Raw genomic sequence first — 18,195 nt, forward strand, 5'->3', positions numbered from 1 at the left:
GGTGCATTGCCCGATCAGTTGTTACGGTCATTGTGTCGCAGCCAGCGGAGGTCTTCATCGCTGCCGGCCTCACCTTCGCGGCGCCGCTCTACGGGGCCCGCTTCCTGCCGGTCTGCCCGGCCATCCGTGCGGCGGGCTCTGTCTCTGTCTGGCCGTGCCTCATCCCTTAGGGTCTGGTGTCTTTCGTCCCGTCTTTCTGCCCGGCCTGAGTCCCGGTGAGTCCTGCCGTCGGCCTGGCGATTATCCTGCTCGCGTTTTCTCTGCTGGCGGTTTAGTGCGTCCTGCTTCAGCGTCTGGCGTTTTTCAAATGTGTGCGCTTCCTTTATCCGCCGGTTGCTCTCTGCCTTGCGTCGAGTCTCGGCTGACCCTTCGGTGCGCTCGCGGTTGCGCAGAGGGCGCTCGACAGCCTGATCATGCCTGCGCCCGTCGTCCTGCCGGTTGCGCTCGAAGCGGCGCGGGCCGCTCTGGGTCTCAATAGATGAGTGGCGATCATGCCGGTCGCTGCGATCGTTCCGGTCATCACGGCGACGGTCACCGTCCCGGTCACCCCGGCCGTCGTTGCGGCCGTCGTGCTGGCGCCAGCGGTCGCCGTCTCTGCGATAAGTCTGGCTGTGTTTCTGGTAGTCGCGATAGGGCTGGTCGCGGTGGGCTTTCATGCGGACGCGGTGATCGGGGTGCAGCCGATAATGACGTGGCAGCGTGCGGGTGCGCACCCAGCGATGCTCATCCTGATAGTAGTAATAGCCGGAGCTGATATTGAAGTAGATACCCAGGCTCGGGTAGTAATAAAAATCATCATAGTCACGGTCGTTAAAACCGCTGTCGTTATAGCCGTAGTCGTAATCCCTGACTGCGCCACCGTTATGGTAGGGCGCGTAGGCGCAGCCTGCCAGCGCTGTGGCTGCTAAGAGTGTCATTACCTTGAAAATCCTGGCTGACATGGGCGACCTCCGGTGTTATCAGTGGGTAAGGGAACCTGCGCTGTTCCGGGCAACAGCCCGCGTGCCTGGAAGCTTGTCCGAGAATGCTGGCCGTAACGAGAGCCGGCTGATGTGAGCTGGTTTTCTATTTAACGAAAGACGGCACAATAAACAGTCCCTCTTATAGTTAAAGAGTCAGTCGGTTCGCAGTAGGTTGAATGCTCTCGGACAGCCTCCTGGGCCTTGGCGGTTGCAGTGTTCAGTCCCGTCATCAGAAGGGGAGCGGCTTGTACACGCCGGTCGGGTGCCGTTGGCGGGGTATATCTATTAAGACAGCATGCAACTGAATCAATGCTGAAAGATCCCGCTTTGGCGTATTTATTCTTTAAGGCGCGGTCCCGGGTTCTGTCGCTGGTCTGGTTCTTGCTGTGGATACCCTGCTATAGAATCCAGTAGATATCGGGTTGTGACGTCGTACGTTTACAGCATCAGGGAGTGAGATTTGAATCAGATCGATCAGCGCCTGCGTAGCGAATATGCGCAGATGCCACCGCAGGAGCGCAGGCTGGCGGATTTCATCATGGATCATCCGGAAGACCTGCCGCTGTTCAATAGCGCGGAGCTCGCCAGGCTCTGCGGTGTGTCCAAGGCGACGGTCAGCCGGTTGTTCAAGCGCCTGGGGTTCAACTCCTTTCGTGAAGGCCGGCAGATGTTTCGCCAGTTGCGCCAGCAGGGAGTCCCCATAGCCGCGTCCAATCTTGCCGGCGGCAGTCTGCTTGAACGCCACCTGGAGCGGGAGCTGGGCAATTTGCAGCGCCTTTACAGCCAGCTGGATCCTGCCCAGCTGACTGAGATCGTGCAGGCACTGGGCGCGGCGCGGCAAGTGCTGGTGGTCGGTTTTCGCAACAGCTATCCGGTGGCACTGCATCTGCGCCAGCAGCTGTGCCAGGTGCGAGAACAGGTGAGGGTCGCGCCGCTGCCGGGTCAGTCGCTGGGTGAGGAACTGGCAGGTCTGGGCGCCGGGGATCTGGTTGTGCTCTGTGGTTTCAGGCGGCGCCCGCACCATTTTCCAGCCATCCTGCAAACCCTGCAGCTGCAGCGGGTTCCGGTACTGCTGCTGGCTGACGGTTCGGCGCGGCTCCTGGCCCCCCAGGCAAAATGGTGGCTGGAGTGCTCGCTTGACAGCCTGTCGGCCTTCGATTGCTACAGCGGGGCTATGAGCCTGGTGAACCTGATCGTAAATCTGCTGCTGCATCAGCAACTGGCGTCGGGTCGCTCCCGTATCGCGCAGATCAATCAGTGCTATGAACAACTCGATGAACTGTCCATGGATCTGTCTGATCCCTTTGCCTGAGCGGTCACAGCTGGCCCGGCGCTCGCCGGGCCAGCCATTTCGTCACAGCGCCGTGCGTTGCATCTGTTTCAGTCGCCTCCATCGACAGGCCGTTAGAGCGCTATTGTGGTGCCAGTGTCTGCCCTGTTGCACTAATAATGCCCCTTGTCTGTGTCTGATAATCCCGGTTTTAGGCTGTATTTAGGAATTATCTATTTGTTTATTAAGTTAATTTTATTTTGTGGTTCGTTAGTTGCAATAAATCTGTCAGGTGAAACAAAAGTAACGGTCTTCGTTGGCCTGACGATTGGAGTGCAATCTTGTGAAAAATCTGATGAAGCAGTGTGTAGGTGTCATGGCAGGGGTGCTGCTGAGTGTAACCACGCTGAACGTGGCGGCGAGCCAGCTTGACGATGTGGCGTCTCGCGGTGTGCTGCGGGTTGCCGTCCCGCAGGACTTTCCGCCCTTTGGCTCCGTGGGGGCGGACCTGCAACCGCAGGGCTACGACGTTGACATGGCCGGCTACCTGGCGCAAGGCATGGGGGTGAAGCTGGAACTGGTACCTGTGACCAGCGCCAACCGCATTCCCTATCTGCAGACCCGCAAGGTCGACCTGGTGATCTCCAGCCTGGGTAAAAACCCGGAGCGGGAAAAGGCGATCGACTTTTCCCGTGCTTACGCGCCTTTCTTCCTGGGAGTGTTCGGCGCCCAAGACATGGCCGTCAGCGCGCCGGAGCAGCTGGTCGGCAAGGTGGTCGGAGTGACCCGCGGTTCGGTCGAGGATATGGAGCTGAGCAAGCTGGTAACGGGCGACACCGACATCAAGCGCTTCGAGGACAACAACACCACGCTGTCGGCTTACCTGTCCGGCCAGGTGGACCTGATCGCGACCGGCAACCTGGTGGTGGCCATCATTGCCGAGCGCAATCCGCAGCGCCAGCCGTTGACCAAGTTCCTGCTCAAGAACTCCCCCTGCTATATCGGCGTGCACAAGGGTGATGCCGAGCTGCTCGACAAGGTGAATGCGCTGGTAAATGCCGGTATCGCCGACGGTACCCTGGATGAGTTGTCGATGAAATGGCTCAAGGCGCCGCTGCCGGACGACCTGAAAATCTGAGGTGACAGAATGGATTATCAACTTCAATTCGCCGAGCTGCTGCCCTATGCGAATGAGTTGCTGCACGGGTTCTGGACCACTGTCTGGCTGATGTGCGTTACGACGCTGCTGGGTTGCCTGCTGGGCATCCTCGGCGCCGCGGCGCGCAGCAGTCGCCAGCCGCTGCCCCGCAGGTTAACGGGGGTCTATGTCGAACTGTTCCGCAACACCCCCTTTATCGTGCAGTTGTTCTTTGTGTTCTTCGGCCTGCCGGCGCTGGGATTCAAACTCTCGGCGATCGAGGCCGGCCTGCTGGCACTGATTCTCAACCTGGGTGCCTACAGCACCGAGATTATTCGTGCCGGCATTCAGGCGACCCCGCTGGGGCAGCTGGAGGCGGCGCGTACCCTGGGGCTGAGCAAGCTGCAGACCTTTGTGCGGGTGGTGTTGCCGCCCGCGCTGGAGCGCATTTATCCGGCGCTGTCGAGCCAGTGCATCATCGTGATGCTGGGCTCGGCCGTTGTGTCGCAGATTTCGGTCGAAGAACTGACCTTTGCCGCCAACTTTATCCAGTCCCGCAATTTTCGCAGTTTCGAGGTCTACCTGGTGACGGCACTGATGTACCTGCTGCTGGCCGTCGGGATGCGGCAGCTGTTCCGGCTGGCGGGTTATTACGCCTTTCCACGGTTGAGGAAGAACTGATGGCGCTACTGACTGATTGGGATATCGTGCGCAACCTGCTGCTGGCGGCGCGCTGGACCATTGCACTGTCGCTGATCGCCTTTGCCGGCGGTGCCATTGTCGGCCTGCTGCTGACCTTTTTGCGCATGAGCCGGCGCACGCCACTGATCTGGTTCACGCGGCTCTATACCGAGCTGTTTCAGGGTACGCCGCTGCTGATGCAGCTGTTCCTGGCATTTTTCGGGCTCTCGATGCTGGGGCTTGAAGTGTCCGCCTGGACCGCGGCCGCGCTGGCGCTGACGCTGTTCAGCAGCGCCTTTCTGTGCGAGATCTGGCGTGGCTGTATCGAGTCCATACCGCGGGGGCAGTGGGAGGCGGGTCGCTGTCTCGGGCTTGGCTATTTCGAACTGATGCGCTACGTGATACTGCCCCAGGCGCTGCGTGTGGCGATTGCGCCCACCGTCGGCTTTTCGGTGCAGATCGTCAAGGGCACGGCGCTGGCCTCGATTATCGGTTTTGTCGAACTGACCAAGGCCGGCACCATGCTGAACAACGCAACCTTCGAGCCGTTCAAGGTGTTCGGGCTGGTGGCCCTTATGTATTTCCTGCTCTGTTATCCGCTGTCAAAGGCCAGCCAGAACCTGGAGAAAAAGCTTCATGTCACTCGTTAAGATCGATGCGGTTCACAAATTTTACGGTGAAAACCACGTACTCAAGGGCGTGGATCTGAAAATTACCGGCGGCGAGGTGGTCTCCATCATCGGTCGCAGCGGTTCCGGCAAGAGCACGTTGCTGCGCTGTATCAACGGCCTGGAGGCCTATCAGCAGGGGGGGATCGTGGTCGACGGGCTCGAGGTGACCAGTGACGACCGGCAGGTGCGCAAACTGAGTCGCAGTGTCGGCATGGTGTTCCAGAGTTTCAACCTGTTTCCCCACCTGACCGTTGGCCAGAATGTCATGCTGGCCCCCAAGCTGGTACTCAAGGCACCGGCCGGCGAGAACGAGGCGACAGCACGGGCGGTGCTGGCCAAGGTTGGGCTGGCGGACAAGTTCGACAGCTTTCCGGAGCAGCTGTCCGGCGGGCAGCAGCAGAGGGTGGCCATAGCCCGTTCGCTGGCCATGAAGCCCAAGGTGCTGCTGTGCGACGAGATTACCTCGGCGCTGGATCCCGAACTTGTCGGCGAAGTGCTCAAGGTGCTGGAACAGCTGGCCGCCGAAGGCATGACACTGATCCTGGTGACCCATGAAATGAATTTTGCCCGGGATGTGGGGGATCGTGTGGTGTTCATGCACCAGGGCAAGGTCTGGGAAACCGGCCCGGCAAAGGAGGTGCTGGCCAGCCCGCAGACGCCGGAGTTGCAAAGTTTTATGAGTGCGGTGCTCTGACAGGGGGTTGAAAATCTACCTGCAGAGCCAGTTCGGCGTTAAAAATCCGCTCAAAGTCTTCGTTTCGAACAGGTAAACGGCGGTTTTTCGCGGATTTATGCCTCTGCTGCTGCGCCAACGTTTTTCAAGGCCCTGCCAAGGGGGGCGCATGCCGGTTAAATGGCGTACCAGAACACGGCGATGTAGTGACAGGTAGTGCCGGCCATGACGAACAGATGCCAGATGAAATGTCCGTACAGCAGGCTGGAATCGAGTACAAAGAAAAGTACGCCGACCGTATAGGCCAGGCCGCCACCGACCAGCCAGGCGAGCCCGGTGCCCGACAGGGCCTGGCTCAGCGGCTCTATCAACAGCACAATCAACCATCCCATCAGCAGGTAAAGCCCGGTGGAGAGTATCGGGTGGGAAAGGCGCTGGGTGACCTTCAGGATAACGCCGGCCAGTGCCAGTGCCCAGATAACGCCCAGCAGAATCCAGCCCCAGAGGTCGCTCAGCACGCCGAGCATAAAGGGCGAGTAGGTGCCGGCAATCAACAGGTAGATGGCCGAGTGCTCAATCATGCGCATCAGGCGTTTGGCCCGGCCCGGGGGCAGGGCGTGGTAGAGACTTGAACTGAGGTATAGCAGCACCATGCTGAGGGCAAAGAGACAGACGCCGATAATGATGCCGATATCTCCGCGCTCCACGGCCTGCACGATCATCACCGGTGCCGCGACCAGGGCTGCAATGCATCCCAGGCAGTGACTCAGGCTGTTGGCCAGTTCCTCGGTGCGGGACTGGGGTCTGCCGGGGATATGGGGTGGGTTGCGCATGCTGATCACCTGCATCCTGAGTTCGCGAGAATTGCCGCCGGCTGCCGGGCCTTGATCTGCAGCTTAGTCCAGCCGGGGCTGGGACAGCTGTATTCGGATGATCAGGCGCGTGCAGGAGCGCAGTCGTTCCTGGGTCTGCTTGGTGTCGTTGCTACTGTCATTTTGGTGCGTTGAATGCACGCATATTGTGCGCTCGTTTATCTTATGCACTCTTGTGGTGCTAATTCGTATCTTCGGGGCATGTTGAGTGCCGGATGATTGTAAAGTGCTGGCGCTATTAATCGGGCGGAGAAGCAGCTTCCCTCCCTATTTGTCCGTTATGTACGGGAGCTAGGCTCCCTGAATTTTTGCTGCTGCAAAGGAAGGATTTCCGCCATCCCTGGCGGTTATGGCGCACCGGCATGGATGTATGTGTGGTTATGCCACTGGCACTCTAACCTAAGAGCGGCGTTGGGCGCCGAGCGCTTTGAGGGCTGGTGGCCGTGATGTGCCAGATTGGTCTGGGTATTGCATTCATAATTTCTAACTTTAGACGGGCCGCTGCACAGCAAGGCGTGATGACGGCAAGCGGCCTTTTTTCCACCAATGTATACGGGGCTCCTGCATGGAATTGACACCACGGGAAAAAGACAAGCTGCTGCTGTTTACTGCCGGCTTGCTGGCGGAGCGTCGCAAGGCGCGGGGGCTGAAACTTAACTATCCGGAAGCGGTGGCCTATATCAGTGCGGCCATTCTGGAAGGCGCGCGGGACGGTCGTACCGTGGCGGAGCTGATGGATTTTGGCCGCACCCTGCTCAGTCTTGACGATGTCATGGAAGGCGTGGCCGAGATGATCCACGATGTGCAGGTCGAAGCGACCTTTCCCGATGGCACCAAGCTGGTCACCGTCCATGATCCGATCGTCTGAGGAGGTCCTATGATACCCGGAGAGATGATTGTTCAAAGCGGCGACATCGAGCTCAATGCGGGCCGCCCCGTGGTCACGCTCAAGGTCGCCAACACCGGTGACCGGCCGATCCAGATCGGTTCCCACTACCACTTCTATGAAGTCAATGATGCACTGCAGTTCGACCGCGACCAGGCGCGGGGCTTTCGTCTCAATATTGCCGCCGGCACCGCCGTGCGCTTTGAGCCGGGGCAGAGTCGCACCGTCGAACTGGTGAGCTATGCAGGGGACCGCAAGGTGTATGGCTTTCAGGGCAAAGTGATGGGGGACTTGTAATGGCTCGTATATCACGACAGGCCTATGCGGAGTCCGTTACGAGAGCGGCCCACGGGGGCTTTTTTGCCGCGTGTAATTCAGGGAGGTGTAACTGATGGCCAGAATTTCACGACAGGCCTATGCGGAAATGTTCGGGCCTACCACGGGTGACCGGCTGCGGCTGGCGGATACCGAGCTCTGGCTCGAGGTCGAGAAGGATTTCACGGTCTACGGCGACGAAGTGAAGTTTGGCGGTGGCAAGGTCATTCGTGACGGCATGGGGCAGGGGCAGTTCCCCAGCAGCCAGACCATGGATCTGGTCATCACCAACGCGCTGATTCTGGATCACTGGGGCATCGTCAAGGCGGATGTGGGCATCAAGGCCGGCCGCATTGCCGCCATCGGCAAGGCCGGCAATTCCGATGTGCAGCCCGGCGTCGATATCCTGATCGGCCCCGGCACCGAGATCCTCGCCGGCGAAGGCCAGATTCTGACCGCTGGCGGTATCGACTCCCACATCCACTTCATCTGTCCGCAGCAGATCGAGGAGGCGCTGACCTCCGGCATTACCACCATGCTGGGCGGCGGCACCGGGCCTGCCACCGGCACCAATGCCACCACCTGCACGCCGGGCCCCTGGAACATGCACCGCATGCTGCAGGCCGCCGATGCGCTGCCCATGAACATCGGCTTTCTGGGCAAGGGCAATGCCAGCCAGCCAGAGGCGCTGCGCGAACAGGTGGCCGCCGGCGCCATTGGCCTGAAACTGCACGAGGACTGGGGCACCACACCGGCCTCGATCAACTGCGCACTGAGCGTGGCCGAGGAAATGGACGTGCAGGTGGCGATCCATACCGACACCCTGAATGAATCCGGCTTTGTAGAAGAAACGCTCAAGGCCATCGGTGGGCGCACCATCCATACCTACCATACCGAGGGCGCCGGGGGCGGCCATGCGCCGGACATTATCAAGGCGGCGGGCTATGCCAATGTGCTGCCCTCGTCCACCAACCCGACGCGGCCCTACACCGTCAATACGGTGGATGAGCACCTGGACATGCTGATGGTCTGTCATCACCTGGACCCAAGCATCGCCGAGGACGTGGCCTTTGCCGAGTCGCGCATCAGGCGCGAAACCATCGCCGCCGAAGACCTGCTGCATGACCTGGGCGCGTTTTCGATGATCTCGTCCGACTCCCAGGCCATGGGGCGGGTGGGTGAGGTAATCACCCGCACCTGGCAGACGGCCCACAAGATGAAGGTGCAGTTTGGCAGCCTGGCCGGTGATCCGGCCGGTCACGACAATACCCGCCTCAAGCGCTATGTTGCCAAGTACACCATCAATCCGGCGCTGGCCCACGGCATTGCCCATGAAGTGGGTTCCATCGCGGTGGGCAAGCTGGCGGATCTGGTGCTCTGGCGACCGGCGTTTTTTGGCACCAAACCCAGCGTCATTCTCAAGGGTGGCCTGATTGCCGCGGCACCAATGGGGGACCCGAATGCATCTATTCCCACGCCGCAACCGGTGCACTACAGGCCCATGTTTGGCGCCTATGGCGGCGCCTGTCAGGCCACTTCCATGCTGTTCATGTCCCAGGCGGCCATTGCCGCCGATGTGGCAGGGCAGGTGGGGCTCAAGAGCCTGATCGGCGAGGTGCGCAACTGTCGCAGCGTGACCAAGAACGACATGGTGCACAACAGCTATCAGCCGGTCATCGAGGTGGACTCGCAAACCTATCAGGTGCGCGCCGACGGTCGCTTGCTGATCTGTGAGCCGGCCGCGGTACTGCCGATGGCCCAGCGGTATTTTTTATTTTAAACAGCGGTCTGTTTTAAAAGCTCCCTGTTTTAAGAAGCATCCTGTTTGAAAAAGGAGAGTCATGATTCATCTGACCAAAGTGCTGAACGAGCCGCAGCCCTACACGGCCGAGCTGTGTCTGCCCATCGACAAGCGCATCAAGAGTCGCCTGCGCGCCGAACTGGTGGATGGCCGCGAGGTCGGGCTCTTCCTGCCCCGGGGCCTGACGCTGCGTAACGGCGATCTGCTGCAGTCCGACGATGGGCTGGTGGTGCGCATCGAAGCGGCGCCGGAACCCGTGTCCACGGTGCGCAGCGATGATGCCCTGGCGCTGGCGCGGGTCTGTTATCACCTGGGCAACCGCCATGTACCGCTGCAGGTGGAAGCCGGCTGGGTACGCTATCTGCACGATCATGTACTGGATGACATGGTACGCGGGCTCGGTCTGGAGGTGGCTTTTGAAGAGGCGCCCTTCGAGCCCGAAGCCGGCGCCTATCAGGGCGGCTCCCATGGTCATTCGCATGCCCATAGCCACTCCCATAGCCATGCCGGCAGCGACGATAGCGGTCACGCCGGGCATAGCCACTGAATTCATTGTTGAAAGGAGCCTTACCGATGAAAACCACTCACAAAGCCGCCCTGGCCAGCCTGCTGGCGGTTGCCTCACCGCTGACTCTGGCCCATACCGGCCAGGACCTGGGGGGCTTTGCCGCCGGCATGCTGCACCCGCTGACCGGGCTCGATCACCTGGCGATGCTGCTGGGTGTCGGCGCCCTGGGAGCGGGTCAGACCCTGAAAGCCCGTACGGGCATCTATGCCGCTGCCCTGGTCGCGCTCTTCGGTGGTGCCCTGCTGGGGCTGACAACCGGCTGGGCCGGTGGTATCGAGCTGATGATTGGGTTGTCGCTGTTTGTGGTGGCGGCGGGTCTGTGGTTTGGGCGCGGCAAAGCCATGGCGATGATGGCATCGGTGGTGCTGGTGCTGTTTCATGGCTGGGCGCACGGGCTTGAAGTGGCACCGGCACAGGTGGCGTTCTTCCTGCCGGGCATGTTGCTAACGGCCTGTGCGCTGCTGGGCGCCGGATTTGCGCTGGGACGGCAGCTGGCTCCCCGGCAGCTGGGAGCGTCCAGTGCGCTGGCGGCAGTTGCCCTTGCGCTGCTCGGCTGAGGCTGGCTGATGCTGCCGGATCTGCGCCTGTACCAGCTCACCAGCCCGTCGCTGCCGGTGGGCGGTTTTACCTACTCCCAGGGGCTTGAGTGGGCCATCGAACGCGGCTGGGTCACATCAAGCGAGAGCCTTGGCGACTGGCTTGAAAGTGTGCTTGAGCACAGTCTGGTAACGTTGGAGCTGCCACTGCTGAGCCGGCTCCATGCTGCCTTTGGGCAGCAGGATAAGGCCCGGGTTGAGGAATACTGCCAGTGGCTGCTCTGTTGCCGCGAAACCCGCGAGTTGCGCCAGGAGGAGCGTCAGCGCGGTGCTGCCCTGGCAACGCTGTTGCCGAATCTGGGGATCGAGATTTCGCCTGAACTGGCTGAGACCCTGCGCAGTACTCAACTGGCGGGCTTTGCGCTGGCGGCGGTGCGCTGGGACATAGCACCACGGGATGCGTTGCTGGGCTTTTGCTGGAGTTGGCTCGAAGCCGGTGTCATGGCGGGGGTCAAGCTGGTACCGCTGGGGCAGACGGCGGGTCAGCAACTGCTGCTGCGCCTGTCCGAGATTGTGCCGGCGGCGCTGGAGCGGGCCCTTGGCATCGATGACGACCATATCGGCAGCTCGACACTGGCGCTGGCCATTGCCAGCAGCCGGCACGAGACGCAGTACACGCGCCTGTTCAGGTCCTGACCAGATGGCTTTGCTCCTGATTGAATGGCTCCGTTCCTGACTGGATTCACGAACATTTGTTGCTTGAGGTGAAAAATGAACGACTACAAATCTCCACTGCGTATCGGTGTTGGCGGCCCGGTAGGCTCCGGCAAGACAGCGCTGCTGGAAGTGCTGTGCAAGGCCATGCGCGATGATTACAACATTGCCGTGGTGACCAACGATATCTACACCCAGGAAGATGCCAAGATACTGACCCGGGCTGAAGCCCTGGCGGCGGATCGCATTATCGGTGTCGAGACCGGCGGCTGCCCGCATACCGCGATTCGCGAGGATGCCTCCATGAACCTGGCGGCGGTGGAAGAACTGGCGCGGCGTCACAAGACGCTGGATGTGGTCTTTGTTGAAAGTGGCGGCGATAACCTCAGCGCCACCTTCAGCCCGGAACTGGCCGACCTGACCATCTATGTGATCGATGTGGCCGAAGGCGAGAAGATCCCGCGCAAGGGCGGCCCCGGCATTACCCGTTCCGATCTGCTGATTATCAACAAGATCGATCTGGCACCCTATGTGGGGGCGGACCTGAACGTGATGGACCAGGACACCAAGCGCATGCGCCCCGGCAAGCCCTATGTGTTCACCAACCTCAAGCTGGGTACCGGGCTGGATGAAATCATCGCGTTCGTGATCAAGCAGGGCATGTTAGACGCCGCCTGAAGCCAGGGTTGAAGTTGCGCCTGTAAATACGCATGCAAAAAAATTGCTGTGACCCCACAAAAGTGGACACACAGTTAGGTCACCTGCTCGAACGTCGCAGGTTTTATCCTGCTTCCCGAAATTCGCAGGTATATCCTCGAAATTCGCTTGGGGCTCATTTCCCGGATTCGCCCCGGAATTCACAGGCACGTCCTCGAAACTCGCTTCGCTCGTTTCCCGGAATTCGCAGGCTCATTCCAGGCTACAACGGCATTCGTAGGTTGGTAATGAGCGTAGCGAATTCCGACATCCGCAGCGAAGCTGTGGAGACACCTTGCCTCCTTTCACCTTTCACCGCGACGCGGGCTTCTCGCTCGCGGTTGGCTGTGATTTTGCGGGCGCCTGGGTGCCGCGCATCCAGCGGTGGTAGCGGCCGACCCACTGCAGCAGCTTTTGCGGGCTATGGGCGCGTTTCCATTCGCCGGCGGCGTACTTGTTGGCCTCACTCAGGGTCGGGTAGATGTGGATGGTGCCCAGGATCTTGTTCAGCCCCAACCCCTGCTTCATGGCCTGCACATATTCGGTGATCAGCTCGCCGGCATGGACGCTGACGATGGTCACACCCAGAATGCGATCCTTGCCGGGTACCGTGAGTACCTTGACGAAACCCGCTTCCTCTCGTTCGGTGATGGCGCGATCCAGCTCTTTCATATGGAAGTGAGTGACTTCAAAGGCCACCTTCTGCTCCCGGGCCTGCTGTTCATTGAGCCCCACACGGGCTACCTCAGGGGCGGTGAAGGTACACCATGGAATGACACGGTTATCGACACGAAAGCTGCGAAAACGGCCGAAGAGGGCGTTCACGGCGGCGTACCAGGCCTGGTGGGCGGCGGTGTGGGTGAACTGGTAGCCGCCGGTGACATCGCCCACGCCGTAGATGTTGGGAATGTTGCTGCGCAGGAAGTCATCCACCTGCAGGGCGCCGCGCTTGTCGAGCTGCACGCCGATCTCCTCCAGCCCAAGGCCCTTGGCATTGGGGGTGCGACCGAGCGCCAGCAACAGGGTATCGAACTGGATACTGGCTTGCTTGCCCTCATGCTCGCAGATCAGACGGTGCTTGCCGTCGACAGATTCGAAACGGCGCATCTCGTGGCGGGTCAGTACCTGGATACCATCCCTGGCAAAGCTGCGGCTGACCACCTCGACGGCATCGGCGTCTTCGCGCGGCATCAGGCGGTCACCACGCAGCACCTGGGTGACCTTGGCGCCCAGGCGGGCAAAGGCCTGGCTCAGTTCGCAGCCGATGGGGCCACCGCCGAGCACCAGCAGACGGCCCGGGTGTGCGCGCAGCTCCCAGATGCTGTCCGAGGTGTAATAGGGTACCTGGTCCAGGCCCGGGATGTCGGGTACCTGCGGGCGGGCACCGGTGGCGATAACGATATTGCGTGTGGTCAGGCGCTGGCCGTTCACTTCCACCTCATAGGGGGAAATGACCCGGGCGGCGCCGCTGATGCACTCGACGCCAAGGCCCGTGTAGCGTTCCACGGAATCATGGGGTTCGACTTTTCGAATGATGTCCTGCACGGATTCGAACACGCGCGCGAAATCCACCTCGGGGGCGGCGCCCTCAATGCCAACCTCGCCTGCGTCGCGCATATCCCGTACCCGCTGGGCTGAGCGGATCAGCGCCTTGCTCGGTACGCAGCCGGTGTTCAGGCAGTCGCCCCCCATGCGGTGTTTTTCAATCAGTGCCACCCGCGCCTTGACCGCCGCGCCTATGTAGGTACTCACCAGGCCGCCTGCGCCTGCGCCTATGGCCACCAGGTTGTAGTCATACTGGGCGGGTTTGGGAAAGTGGCCCAGAGCGCGCCTTTGTTTGACGATATCGACGATCTTGCGTGTCAGCAGGGGGAATATACCCAGCAGTACAAAGGAGATGATGATCGCCGGCGACAGTATGCCGGACAGGCTTTCGAGCTGGCCCAGCTGAGTGCCGGCATTGACGAACACGGCGGTGCCGGCAAGCATGCCGACCTGGCTGACCCAGTAGAAGGTACGGGCCTTGATGGGCGTCAGCCCCATCAGCAGGTTGATCATGAAGAACGGGAACAGCGGCACCAGACGCAGGGTAAAGAGGTAGAAGGGCCCATCGCGCTCCACACCACGGTTTAAGGCGCCGAGCTGATTGCCAAAGCGGCTCTGCACCGTATCCCGGAACAGGTAGCGGGACACCAGAAAGGCCAGGGTGGCGCCAATGCTGCTGGCAAAAGACACCAGCAGCAGGCCACTGGCAAGGCCAAAGAGCGCACCGGCCGCCAGGGTCATGATGGCGGCACCGGGCAGCGACAGCGCCGTGACCAGTATGTAGAAGCCAAAGAACAGGCCCAGGGTCTGCAGCGGGTTGTTCTGGTAGTAGGCGTTGAAGTCGGCCTGGCGCGCCTTGAGTTCGGCCAGGCTCAGGTACTGTTGCAGATCGAAGGCAAAGAAGAGTGCGATCAGCGCGGCAACGACCAGAAGAATAATCAGTTTGGTATTTTTCATGGCGTGTGCCGTCCTCGTGCAACAGTCCATTCAGTATGGGGACCCATTGTGCAGAGTAAACTGAACTCAGGGTGAATACAGGCATTGATCTGGCAACATTGCCGCAATGCCTACCGGTCTTGATGCAGGGCAAGGCCGGCAAAGAGTACGGGGTTTATACTCAGGGGCACTGTCAACGAGTGACTTTTCGATGAATACAGAACAGCTGTTTGATCAGAGTCTCGCGCGGGTGCTGGCGTGTCAGCGGGACGGGCGGGCGTTTTTCGAAGCCTTCTACGATGCCTTTGTCGCGGCCTCGCCCGAGGTGGCGCAGAAGTTTCGCAACACCGATATGGAACGTCAGCAGTCGATGTTAAGCAAATCCTTTTACCACCTGCTGAGCTTTTACGCTTCCAGCAACGCCGACTATTACCTCGACAAGGTGGCCATCAGCCACAACTGCAATCACTACAACATTCGGCCGCAGCTCTACGATTTGTGGATGGAAACTCTGATCGCGACCCTGCGGCGTTTTGATGCCGACTGTGACGATGCCACCGAGCTGGCCTGGCGCCTGGTGATGGCGCCCGGCATCGTCTACATGAAGTTTCACTATGGGCGCGACTCCATCGTCGGATTCTGACGGCGGCGCGGGTGCCAATGGCTGCATAACCGTAGGAGCCGCGCCGCGCGGCGAATGGGAAGGGTACCGGAGGGGGGCGCAACGGGGCGTTGTTCCTGCGCAGGTGGCGGATCCAATGGCTGCATAACCGTAGGAGCCGCGCCGCGCGGCGAATGGGAAGGGGTGATTCGCAACGGGGCGTTGCTCCTGCGGCGGAGGTGGCGGTGCCAATTAATCCCGGATCAGGAAAATCACCAGGGTGCGCGGGCCATGGGCGCCCATCTGCAGCTTCTGCTCTATATCGGCACTGCGCGAAGGGCCTGTAATCAGGTTAACGGTACGCGGCATCTGACCCGCGGTGGCATGGCGCAGCAGTTTCCAGGCCTCTTCATAGACCCCTACGATACGCGATTCATGCAGGATCACCAGGTGATTGTCCGGCAGGAAATTAAGCGTCGTCGGGCTGGTGCTACCTGAGTGCAGCATCAGGGTGCCGGTTTCGGCGATGCCGGCAAAGCTGCCGGTCAGACTCGCCAGATCCCCCGCCTGGGCGACGCGCTCAAGCCGGTTAATTGTGCCCAGCGCCGACCAGTCGAGTGCCTGCAGCGCCGCGTCACTGGCGCACACCAGCTCGGGTATCTGCTGCGTTGTCATCCAGTTGGCGATGGCGCCGGGGGCCTGCTCGATACTGTCCAGCTCAATCAGCTCGGCGGCGGCATCCAGTGCCATGGTCTTGAACAGCGCGACCTGTTCGGCGCGGGGCAGCTGGGCCCGGCGCGGAATCAGGTTGTTGGCCCGCGCCTCGATGCGCGCCAGCGCCGCGGCTCGCTGCTCGGCGGATGCTTCGCCACGGCGCAGGCCCCGACGGATATTGTTCATAATCTCGGCCCGGCTCATGACTGCTGCTCCTGTGACGACGGCTGGGTTCGCTGCTGAGTGTGCTGCTGTTTTTGTTGCGCTTGCTGCTTGGCCCGCCACTGCTGCATAAAGGTTTTGCCGCTGGGGGCCGGCATGTCGCGACCGTCCGTCCAGCCTGCGCCCAGTGGCAATCTGTGGATCAGCCGCTTCCTGCCGCCCAGCAGGCGCAATGCCAGGTTGGAGCCCCGGCTCAGCAGGCGGTAAAGCCCGGGTCTTTTGGCGAAGAAGGCCCAGCCGCCGATGCCATAGCGCACGGCTTTGGGGCTCAGGTGCCGCTCGAATTCCTTCTCGCGCCAGTGGCGCATAAGCTTTGGCAGCGGAATGCGCACCGGGCAGACGGATTCGCACTTGCCGCAGAAGGTGGAAGCGTTGGGCAGCAGCGCCGCCTTTTCGATGCCGACCATCTGGGGCGTCAGGACCGAACCCATGGGGCCTGGATAGACCCAGCCATAGCTGTGGCCGCCCACCGCGCCGTAGACCGGGCAATGGTTCATGCAGGCCGAGCAGCGAATGCAGCGCAGCATGTCCTGCAGTTCGCCGCCCAGCATGTCGCTGCGACCGTTGTCGACCAGCACGACGTGAAAGTTTTCCGGCCCGTCCTGGTCATTGTCGCGCCTTGGTCCGCTGGACAGGGTGTTGTAAACGGTAAATTCCTGACCGGTGGCCGAGCGGGCCAGCAGGCGCAGAAACAGGGTCATGTCCTCAAGGGTGGGCACCACCTTTTCGATGGAGGTGACCACTATGTGGGTTTTCGGCAGCGTCTGGGTCAGGTCGCCATTGCCCTCATTGGTGACGATCAGTGTCGAGCCGGTTTCGGCCACCAGAAAGTTGGCGCCGGTGATACCGACATCCGCCGCCACAAACTGCTCGCGCAGTACCTCCCGCGCTTCCTGCATCAGCACGGCGGGGTCATAGGATTTGGGCCTGTGGTGGTGCTGGTGAAAGGCTTCGGACACGTCCTCCAGATTAAGGTGAATGGCCGGGGCTATGATGTGGCTGGGGTGGTCACCGCGCAGCTGCAGGATGTATTCCCCCAGATCAGTTTCCACCGGCGTCACGCCGTTCTTTTCCAGGTAGTCGTTGAGGTTAATTTCCTCCGACACCATGGACTTGCCCTTGGTGACGGTTTTGGCGTCCACCTGTTTGCATATATCCAGGATGGTTTTGCAGGCCTCGTCGCTGCTGCGACACCAGTGCACATGGCCACCCTGTTGCTGCACCTTGCTCTCGAACTGTTCCAGATAGATATCGAGGTTTTCGAGGATATGGTTTTTCAGGTCGCGGGCTTCATCGCGCAGCGCATCGAATTCCGGCAGTCTGGCGATGGCCTGGGCACGCTTGACCGGGAAGCCGGCCTTGAGGTTGCCAAGGGCCTTCTGCAGGCCGGCATCCTTTAGCGCGATACGGGCGTTTTGCTTGAAAGCAGGACTGGTAATTTGCATGGCCTGGGCTCCGCGTCAAAGTTGCTTGGCAAGATCGTAGGGGGACGCCGCTGCCGCGGAGGGCTTTCGCGCTTCGGATTCGCCGATGGCGGCCAGCTCGCACTGGCCTGCGAGAATTTCCACCACATGGCGGGTCTGGATCTCGTGACCCTGACGCTTGAGCTTGCCGGCCATGTTCAGCAGGCAGCCAAGGTCGCCCCCCACCAGGGTATCGGCGCCGCTGGCGGCGGTATTGGCGGTTTTGTTTTCCACCATGCGGTTGGAGATTTCCGGGTATTTCACGCAGAAGGTGCCGCCAAAGCCGCAGCAGGTTTCGGACTCGTCCATTTCATTGAGCTGCAATCCGGCCACCTGGCCGAGCAGGGCCCGCGGCTGTGTTTTGATACCCAGTTCGCGCAGGCCGGCACAGGAGTCGTGATAGCTGATTTGGCCGTTGAATTCGCTCTGAACACTGCGAAACTTCAGTACATCCACCAGAAAACTGGTGATCTCGAAGGCGCGGGCTTTCAGGTCCAGCGCTCTGGTGTGCCAGGGGTCGGTGGCCTCGAACAGCTCGGGGTAATGGTGCAGCATGCCGATGCAGGAGCCTGAAGGGCCGACGACGTATTCATAGCCATCGAAGGCTTCGATAGTCTGGCGGGCAATGTCCTGGGTGCTGGCTCGATCACCCGAGTTGAACGCAGGCTGCCCACAGCAGGTTTGGCGTTCGGGCACCTCGACGCTGCAACCGGCCTGCTGCAGCAGGCTGACGCTGGCAAAACCTATTTCGGGTCTGAACATGTCTACCAGGCAGGTGACGAACAGGGCGACATGGGGCGAGCGCTCGGCGTTGGGCATGGATTTACCTGTTGTTTTTTATACGCGATGGCGGGGTTGTTCCCCGCAGGCTGGATGAACAATAGAAGCCGGTGGCGAAAAAGGAAATGCTACACTGTCCACTGGTCTGACC

Annotated in this window: 19 protein-coding genes; 13 read left to right on the forward strand and 6 right to left on the reverse strand. The window is 60.8% G+C overall.

Annotation, left to right across the window (positions count from 1 at the left end; genetic code table 11):
* Positions 1-14: 14 nt before the first annotated feature.
* The gene (locus tag MRS74_RS05880) at positions 15-917 is read right to left on the reverse strand and encodes a hypothetical protein (protein WP_254579352.1); all 903 of its coding nucleotides are present in this window, start codon (positions 915-917) and stop codon (positions 15-17) included.
* A 505-nt stretch (positions 918-1,422) separates the two neighbouring features.
* Between MRS74_RS05880 and MRS74_RS05885 the strand changes: the two genes are divergently transcribed.
* From MRS74_RS05885 to MRS74_RS05905, 5 genes are all read left to right on the forward strand, one after another.
* Positions 1,423-2,274 (forward strand): MurR/RpiR family transcriptional regulator, encoded by an 852-nt coding sequence (locus MRS74_RS05885; protein WP_254579353.1) that lies wholly within the window; start codon positions 1,423-1,425, stop codon positions 2,272-2,274.
* Positions 2,275-2,587: 313 nt separating this feature from the next.
* The gene (locus MRS74_RS05890) at positions 2,588-3,370 is read left to right on the forward strand and encodes a transporter substrate-binding domain-containing protein (RefSeq protein WP_254579354.1); all 783 of its coding nucleotides are present in this window, start codon (positions 2,588-2,590) and stop codon (positions 3,368-3,370) included.
* Between the two features lie 9 nt (positions 3,371-3,379).
* Positions 3,380-4,051, forward strand: a complete 672-nt coding sequence (locus tag MRS74_RS05895; RefSeq protein WP_254579355.1) for an amino acid ABC transporter permease — start codon at positions 3,380-3,382, stop codon at positions 4,049-4,051.
* Positions 4,051-4,701, forward strand: a complete 651-nt coding sequence (locus MRS74_RS05900; protein ID WP_254579356.1) for an amino acid ABC transporter permease — start codon at positions 4,051-4,053, stop codon at positions 4,699-4,701. Before MRS74_RS05895 ends, MRS74_RS05900 begins: the two co-directional genes overlap by 1 nt.
* A complete protein-coding gene (locus MRS74_RS05905) occupies positions 4,688-5,416 on the forward strand; it encodes an amino acid ABC transporter ATP-binding protein (RefSeq protein ID WP_254579357.1) in 729 nt (242 codons plus the stop codon). Before MRS74_RS05900 ends, MRS74_RS05905 begins: the two co-directional genes overlap by 14 nt.
* 155 nt (positions 5,417-5,571) lie before the next feature.
* Here MRS74_RS05905 and trhA read toward each other — a convergent pair whose 3' ends face one another.
* Positions 5,572-6,228 (reverse strand): PAQR family membrane homeostasis protein TrhA, encoded by a 657-nt coding sequence (trhA, locus tag MRS74_RS05910; protein WP_254579358.1) that lies wholly within the window; start codon positions 6,226-6,228, stop codon positions 5,572-5,574.
* A gap of 604 nt (positions 6,229-6,832) precedes the next feature.
* On the opposite strand from trhA, the gene ureA reads away from it, so the two are divergent.
* The 7 genes from ureA to ureG all read left to right on the forward strand — a co-directional run bounded on the left by ureA (position 6,833) and on the right by ureG (position 11,765).
* Positions 6,833-7,135 (forward strand): urease subunit gamma, encoded by a 303-nt coding sequence (gene ureA, locus MRS74_RS05915; RefSeq protein ID WP_254579359.1) that lies wholly within the window; start codon positions 6,833-6,835, stop codon positions 7,133-7,135.
* A 9-nt stretch (positions 7,136-7,144) separates the two neighbouring features.
* Positions 7,145-7,450, forward strand: coding sequence for an urease subunit beta (locus MRS74_RS05920; protein ID WP_254579360.1), 306 nt, complete (start codon positions 7,145-7,147; stop codon positions 7,448-7,450).
* 94 nt (positions 7,451-7,544) lie between these two features.
* Positions 7,545-9,248 carry an urease subunit alpha gene (ureC, locus tag MRS74_RS05925; RefSeq protein WP_254579361.1) on the forward strand — a complete coding sequence of 568 codons (1,704 nt, stop codon included), beginning with the start codon at positions 7,545-7,547 and terminating at the stop codon, positions 9,246-9,248.
* 61 nt (positions 9,249-9,309) lie between these two features.
* The gene (gene ureE, locus MRS74_RS05930; RefSeq protein WP_254579362.1) at positions 9,310-9,816 is read left to right on the forward strand and encodes an urease accessory protein UreE; all 507 of its coding nucleotides are present in this window, start codon (positions 9,310-9,312) and stop codon (positions 9,814-9,816) included.
* A gap of 26 nt (positions 9,817-9,842) precedes the next feature.
* A complete protein-coding gene (locus MRS74_RS05935; RefSeq protein ID WP_254579363.1) occupies positions 9,843-10,394 on the forward strand; it encodes a HupE/UreJ family protein in 552 nt (183 codons plus the stop codon).
* 9 nt (positions 10,395-10,403) lie between these two features.
* Positions 10,404-11,069: an urease accessory protein UreF gene (locus MRS74_RS05940; protein ID WP_254579364.1), complete on the forward strand. Its 666-nt coding sequence runs from the start codon at positions 10,404-10,406 to the stop codon at positions 11,067-11,069.
* Between the two features lie 75 nt (positions 11,070-11,144).
* Positions 11,145-11,765 carry an urease accessory protein UreG gene (gene ureG / locus MRS74_RS05945; RefSeq protein ID WP_254579365.1) on the forward strand — a complete coding sequence of 207 codons (621 nt, stop codon included), beginning with the start codon at positions 11,145-11,147 and terminating at the stop codon, positions 11,763-11,765.
* Between the two features lie 330 nt (positions 11,766-12,095).
* On the opposite strand, the gene MRS74_RS05950 is transcribed toward ureG, so the two are convergent.
* On the reverse strand, positions 12,096-14,285 hold the full coding sequence (locus MRS74_RS05950) for a dihydrolipoyl dehydrogenase family protein (protein WP_254579366.1): 2,190 nt from the start codon (positions 14,283-14,285) through the stop codon (positions 12,096-12,098).
* A 190-nt stretch (positions 14,286-14,475) separates the two neighbouring features.
* Here MRS74_RS05950 and MRS74_RS05955 point away from each other — a divergent pair, with 190 nt between their 5' ends.
* Complete coding sequence (locus MRS74_RS05955) at positions 14,476-14,907, forward strand: globin (RefSeq protein ID WP_254579367.1); 432 nt, start codon at positions 14,476-14,478, stop codon at positions 14,905-14,907.
* Between the two features lie 210 nt (positions 14,908-15,117).
* On the opposite strand, the gene MRS74_RS05960 is transcribed toward MRS74_RS05955, so the two are convergent.
* Genes MRS74_RS05960 through MRS74_RS05970 form a run of 3 tightly spaced genes read right to left on the reverse strand, consistent with a single transcriptional unit; the run spans position 15,118 to position 18,083 of the window.
* Complete coding sequence (locus MRS74_RS05960) at positions 15,118-15,783, reverse strand: LutC/YkgG family protein (RefSeq protein ID WP_254579368.1); 666 nt, start codon at positions 15,781-15,783, stop codon at positions 15,118-15,120.
* A complete protein-coding gene (locus tag MRS74_RS05965) occupies positions 15,780-17,246 on the reverse strand; it encodes a LutB/LldF family L-lactate oxidation iron-sulfur protein (protein WP_254579369.1) in 1,467 nt (488 codons plus the stop codon). The genes MRS74_RS05960 and MRS74_RS05965 overlap by 4 nt, the downstream gene beginning before the upstream one ends.
* 15 nt (positions 17,247-17,261) lie before the next feature.
* Positions 17,262-18,083, reverse strand: coding sequence for a (Fe-S)-binding protein (locus MRS74_RS05970; protein ID WP_254579370.1), 822 nt, complete (start codon positions 18,081-18,083; stop codon positions 17,262-17,264).
* Between the last annotated feature and the right edge of the window lie 112 nt (positions 18,084-18,195).

It is taken from the genome of Marinobacterium sedimentorum (assembly GCF_024267675.1).
In the GTDB taxonomy this organism is placed as follows: domain Bacteria; phylum Pseudomonadota; class Gammaproteobacteria; order Pseudomonadales; family Balneatricaceae; genus Marinobacterium_A; species Marinobacterium_A sedimentorum.

What these genes read in the sequence shown, in the direction of transcription:
- MRS74_RS05905 (WP_254579357.1), top strand. Translation starts at nt 4,688, where the DNA reads ATGTCACTCGTTAAGATCGATGCGGTTCACAAATTTTACGGTGAAAAC.
- MRS74_RS05955 (WP_254579367.1), top strand. Translation starts at nt 14,476, where the DNA reads ATGAATACAGAACAGCTGTTTGATCAGAGTCTCGCGCGGGTGCTGGCG.
- ureC (WP_254579361.1), top strand. Translation starts at nt 7,545, where the DNA reads ATGGCCAGAATTTCACGACAGGCCTATGCGGAAATGTTCGGGCCTACC.
- ureA (WP_254579359.1), top strand. Translation starts at nt 6,833, where the DNA reads ATGGAATTGACACCACGGGAAAAAGACAAGCTGCTGCTGTTTACTGCC.
- MRS74_RS05935 (WP_254579363.1), top strand. Translation starts at nt 9,843, where the DNA reads ATGAAAACCACTCACAAAGCCGCCCTGGCCAGCCTGCTGGCGGTTGCC.
- MRS74_RS05965 (WP_254579369.1), bottom strand. Translation starts at nt 17,246, where the DNA reads ATGCAAATTACCAGTCCTGCTTTCAAGCAAAACGCCCGTATCGCGCTA.
- trhA (WP_254579358.1), bottom strand. Translation starts at nt 6,228, where the DNA reads ATGCGCAACCCACCCCATATCCCCGGCAGACCCCAGTCCCGCACCGAG.
- MRS74_RS05960 (WP_254579368.1), bottom strand. Translation starts at nt 15,783, where the DNA reads ATGAGCCGGGCCGAGATTATGAACAATATCCGTCGGGGCCTGCGCCGT.
- MRS74_RS05880 (WP_254579352.1), bottom strand. Translation starts at nt 917, where the DNA reads ATGACACTCTTAGCAGCCACAGCGCTGGCAGGCTGCGCCTACGCGCCC.
- MRS74_RS05900 (WP_254579356.1), top strand. Translation starts at nt 4,051, where the DNA reads ATGGCGCTACTGACTGATTGGGATATCGTGCGCAACCTGCTGCTGGCG.
- MRS74_RS05970 (WP_254579370.1), bottom strand. Translation starts at nt 18,083, where the DNA reads ATGCCCAACGCCGAGCGCTCGCCCCATGTCGCCCTGTTCGTCACCTGC.
- MRS74_RS05890 (WP_254579354.1), top strand. Translation starts at nt 2,588, where the DNA reads ATGAAGCAGTGTGTAGGTGTCATGGCAGGGGTGCTGCTGAGTGTAACC.
- MRS74_RS05895 (WP_254579355.1), top strand. Translation starts at nt 3,380, where the DNA reads ATGGATTATCAACTTCAATTCGCCGAGCTGCTGCCCTATGCGAATGAG.
- MRS74_RS05940 (WP_254579364.1), top strand. Translation starts at nt 10,404, where the DNA reads ATGCTGCCGGATCTGCGCCTGTACCAGCTCACCAGCCCGTCGCTGCCG.
- ureG (WP_254579365.1), top strand. Translation starts at nt 11,145, where the DNA reads ATGAACGACTACAAATCTCCACTGCGTATCGGTGTTGGCGGCCCGGTA.
- MRS74_RS05920 (WP_254579360.1), top strand. Translation starts at nt 7,145, where the DNA reads ATGATACCCGGAGAGATGATTGTTCAAAGCGGCGACATCGAGCTCAAT.
- ureE (WP_254579362.1), top strand. Translation starts at nt 9,310, where the DNA reads ATGATTCATCTGACCAAAGTGCTGAACGAGCCGCAGCCCTACACGGCC.
- MRS74_RS05950 (WP_254579366.1), bottom strand. Translation starts at nt 14,285, where the DNA reads ATGAAAAATACCAAACTGATTATTCTTCTGGTCGTTGCCGCGCTGATC.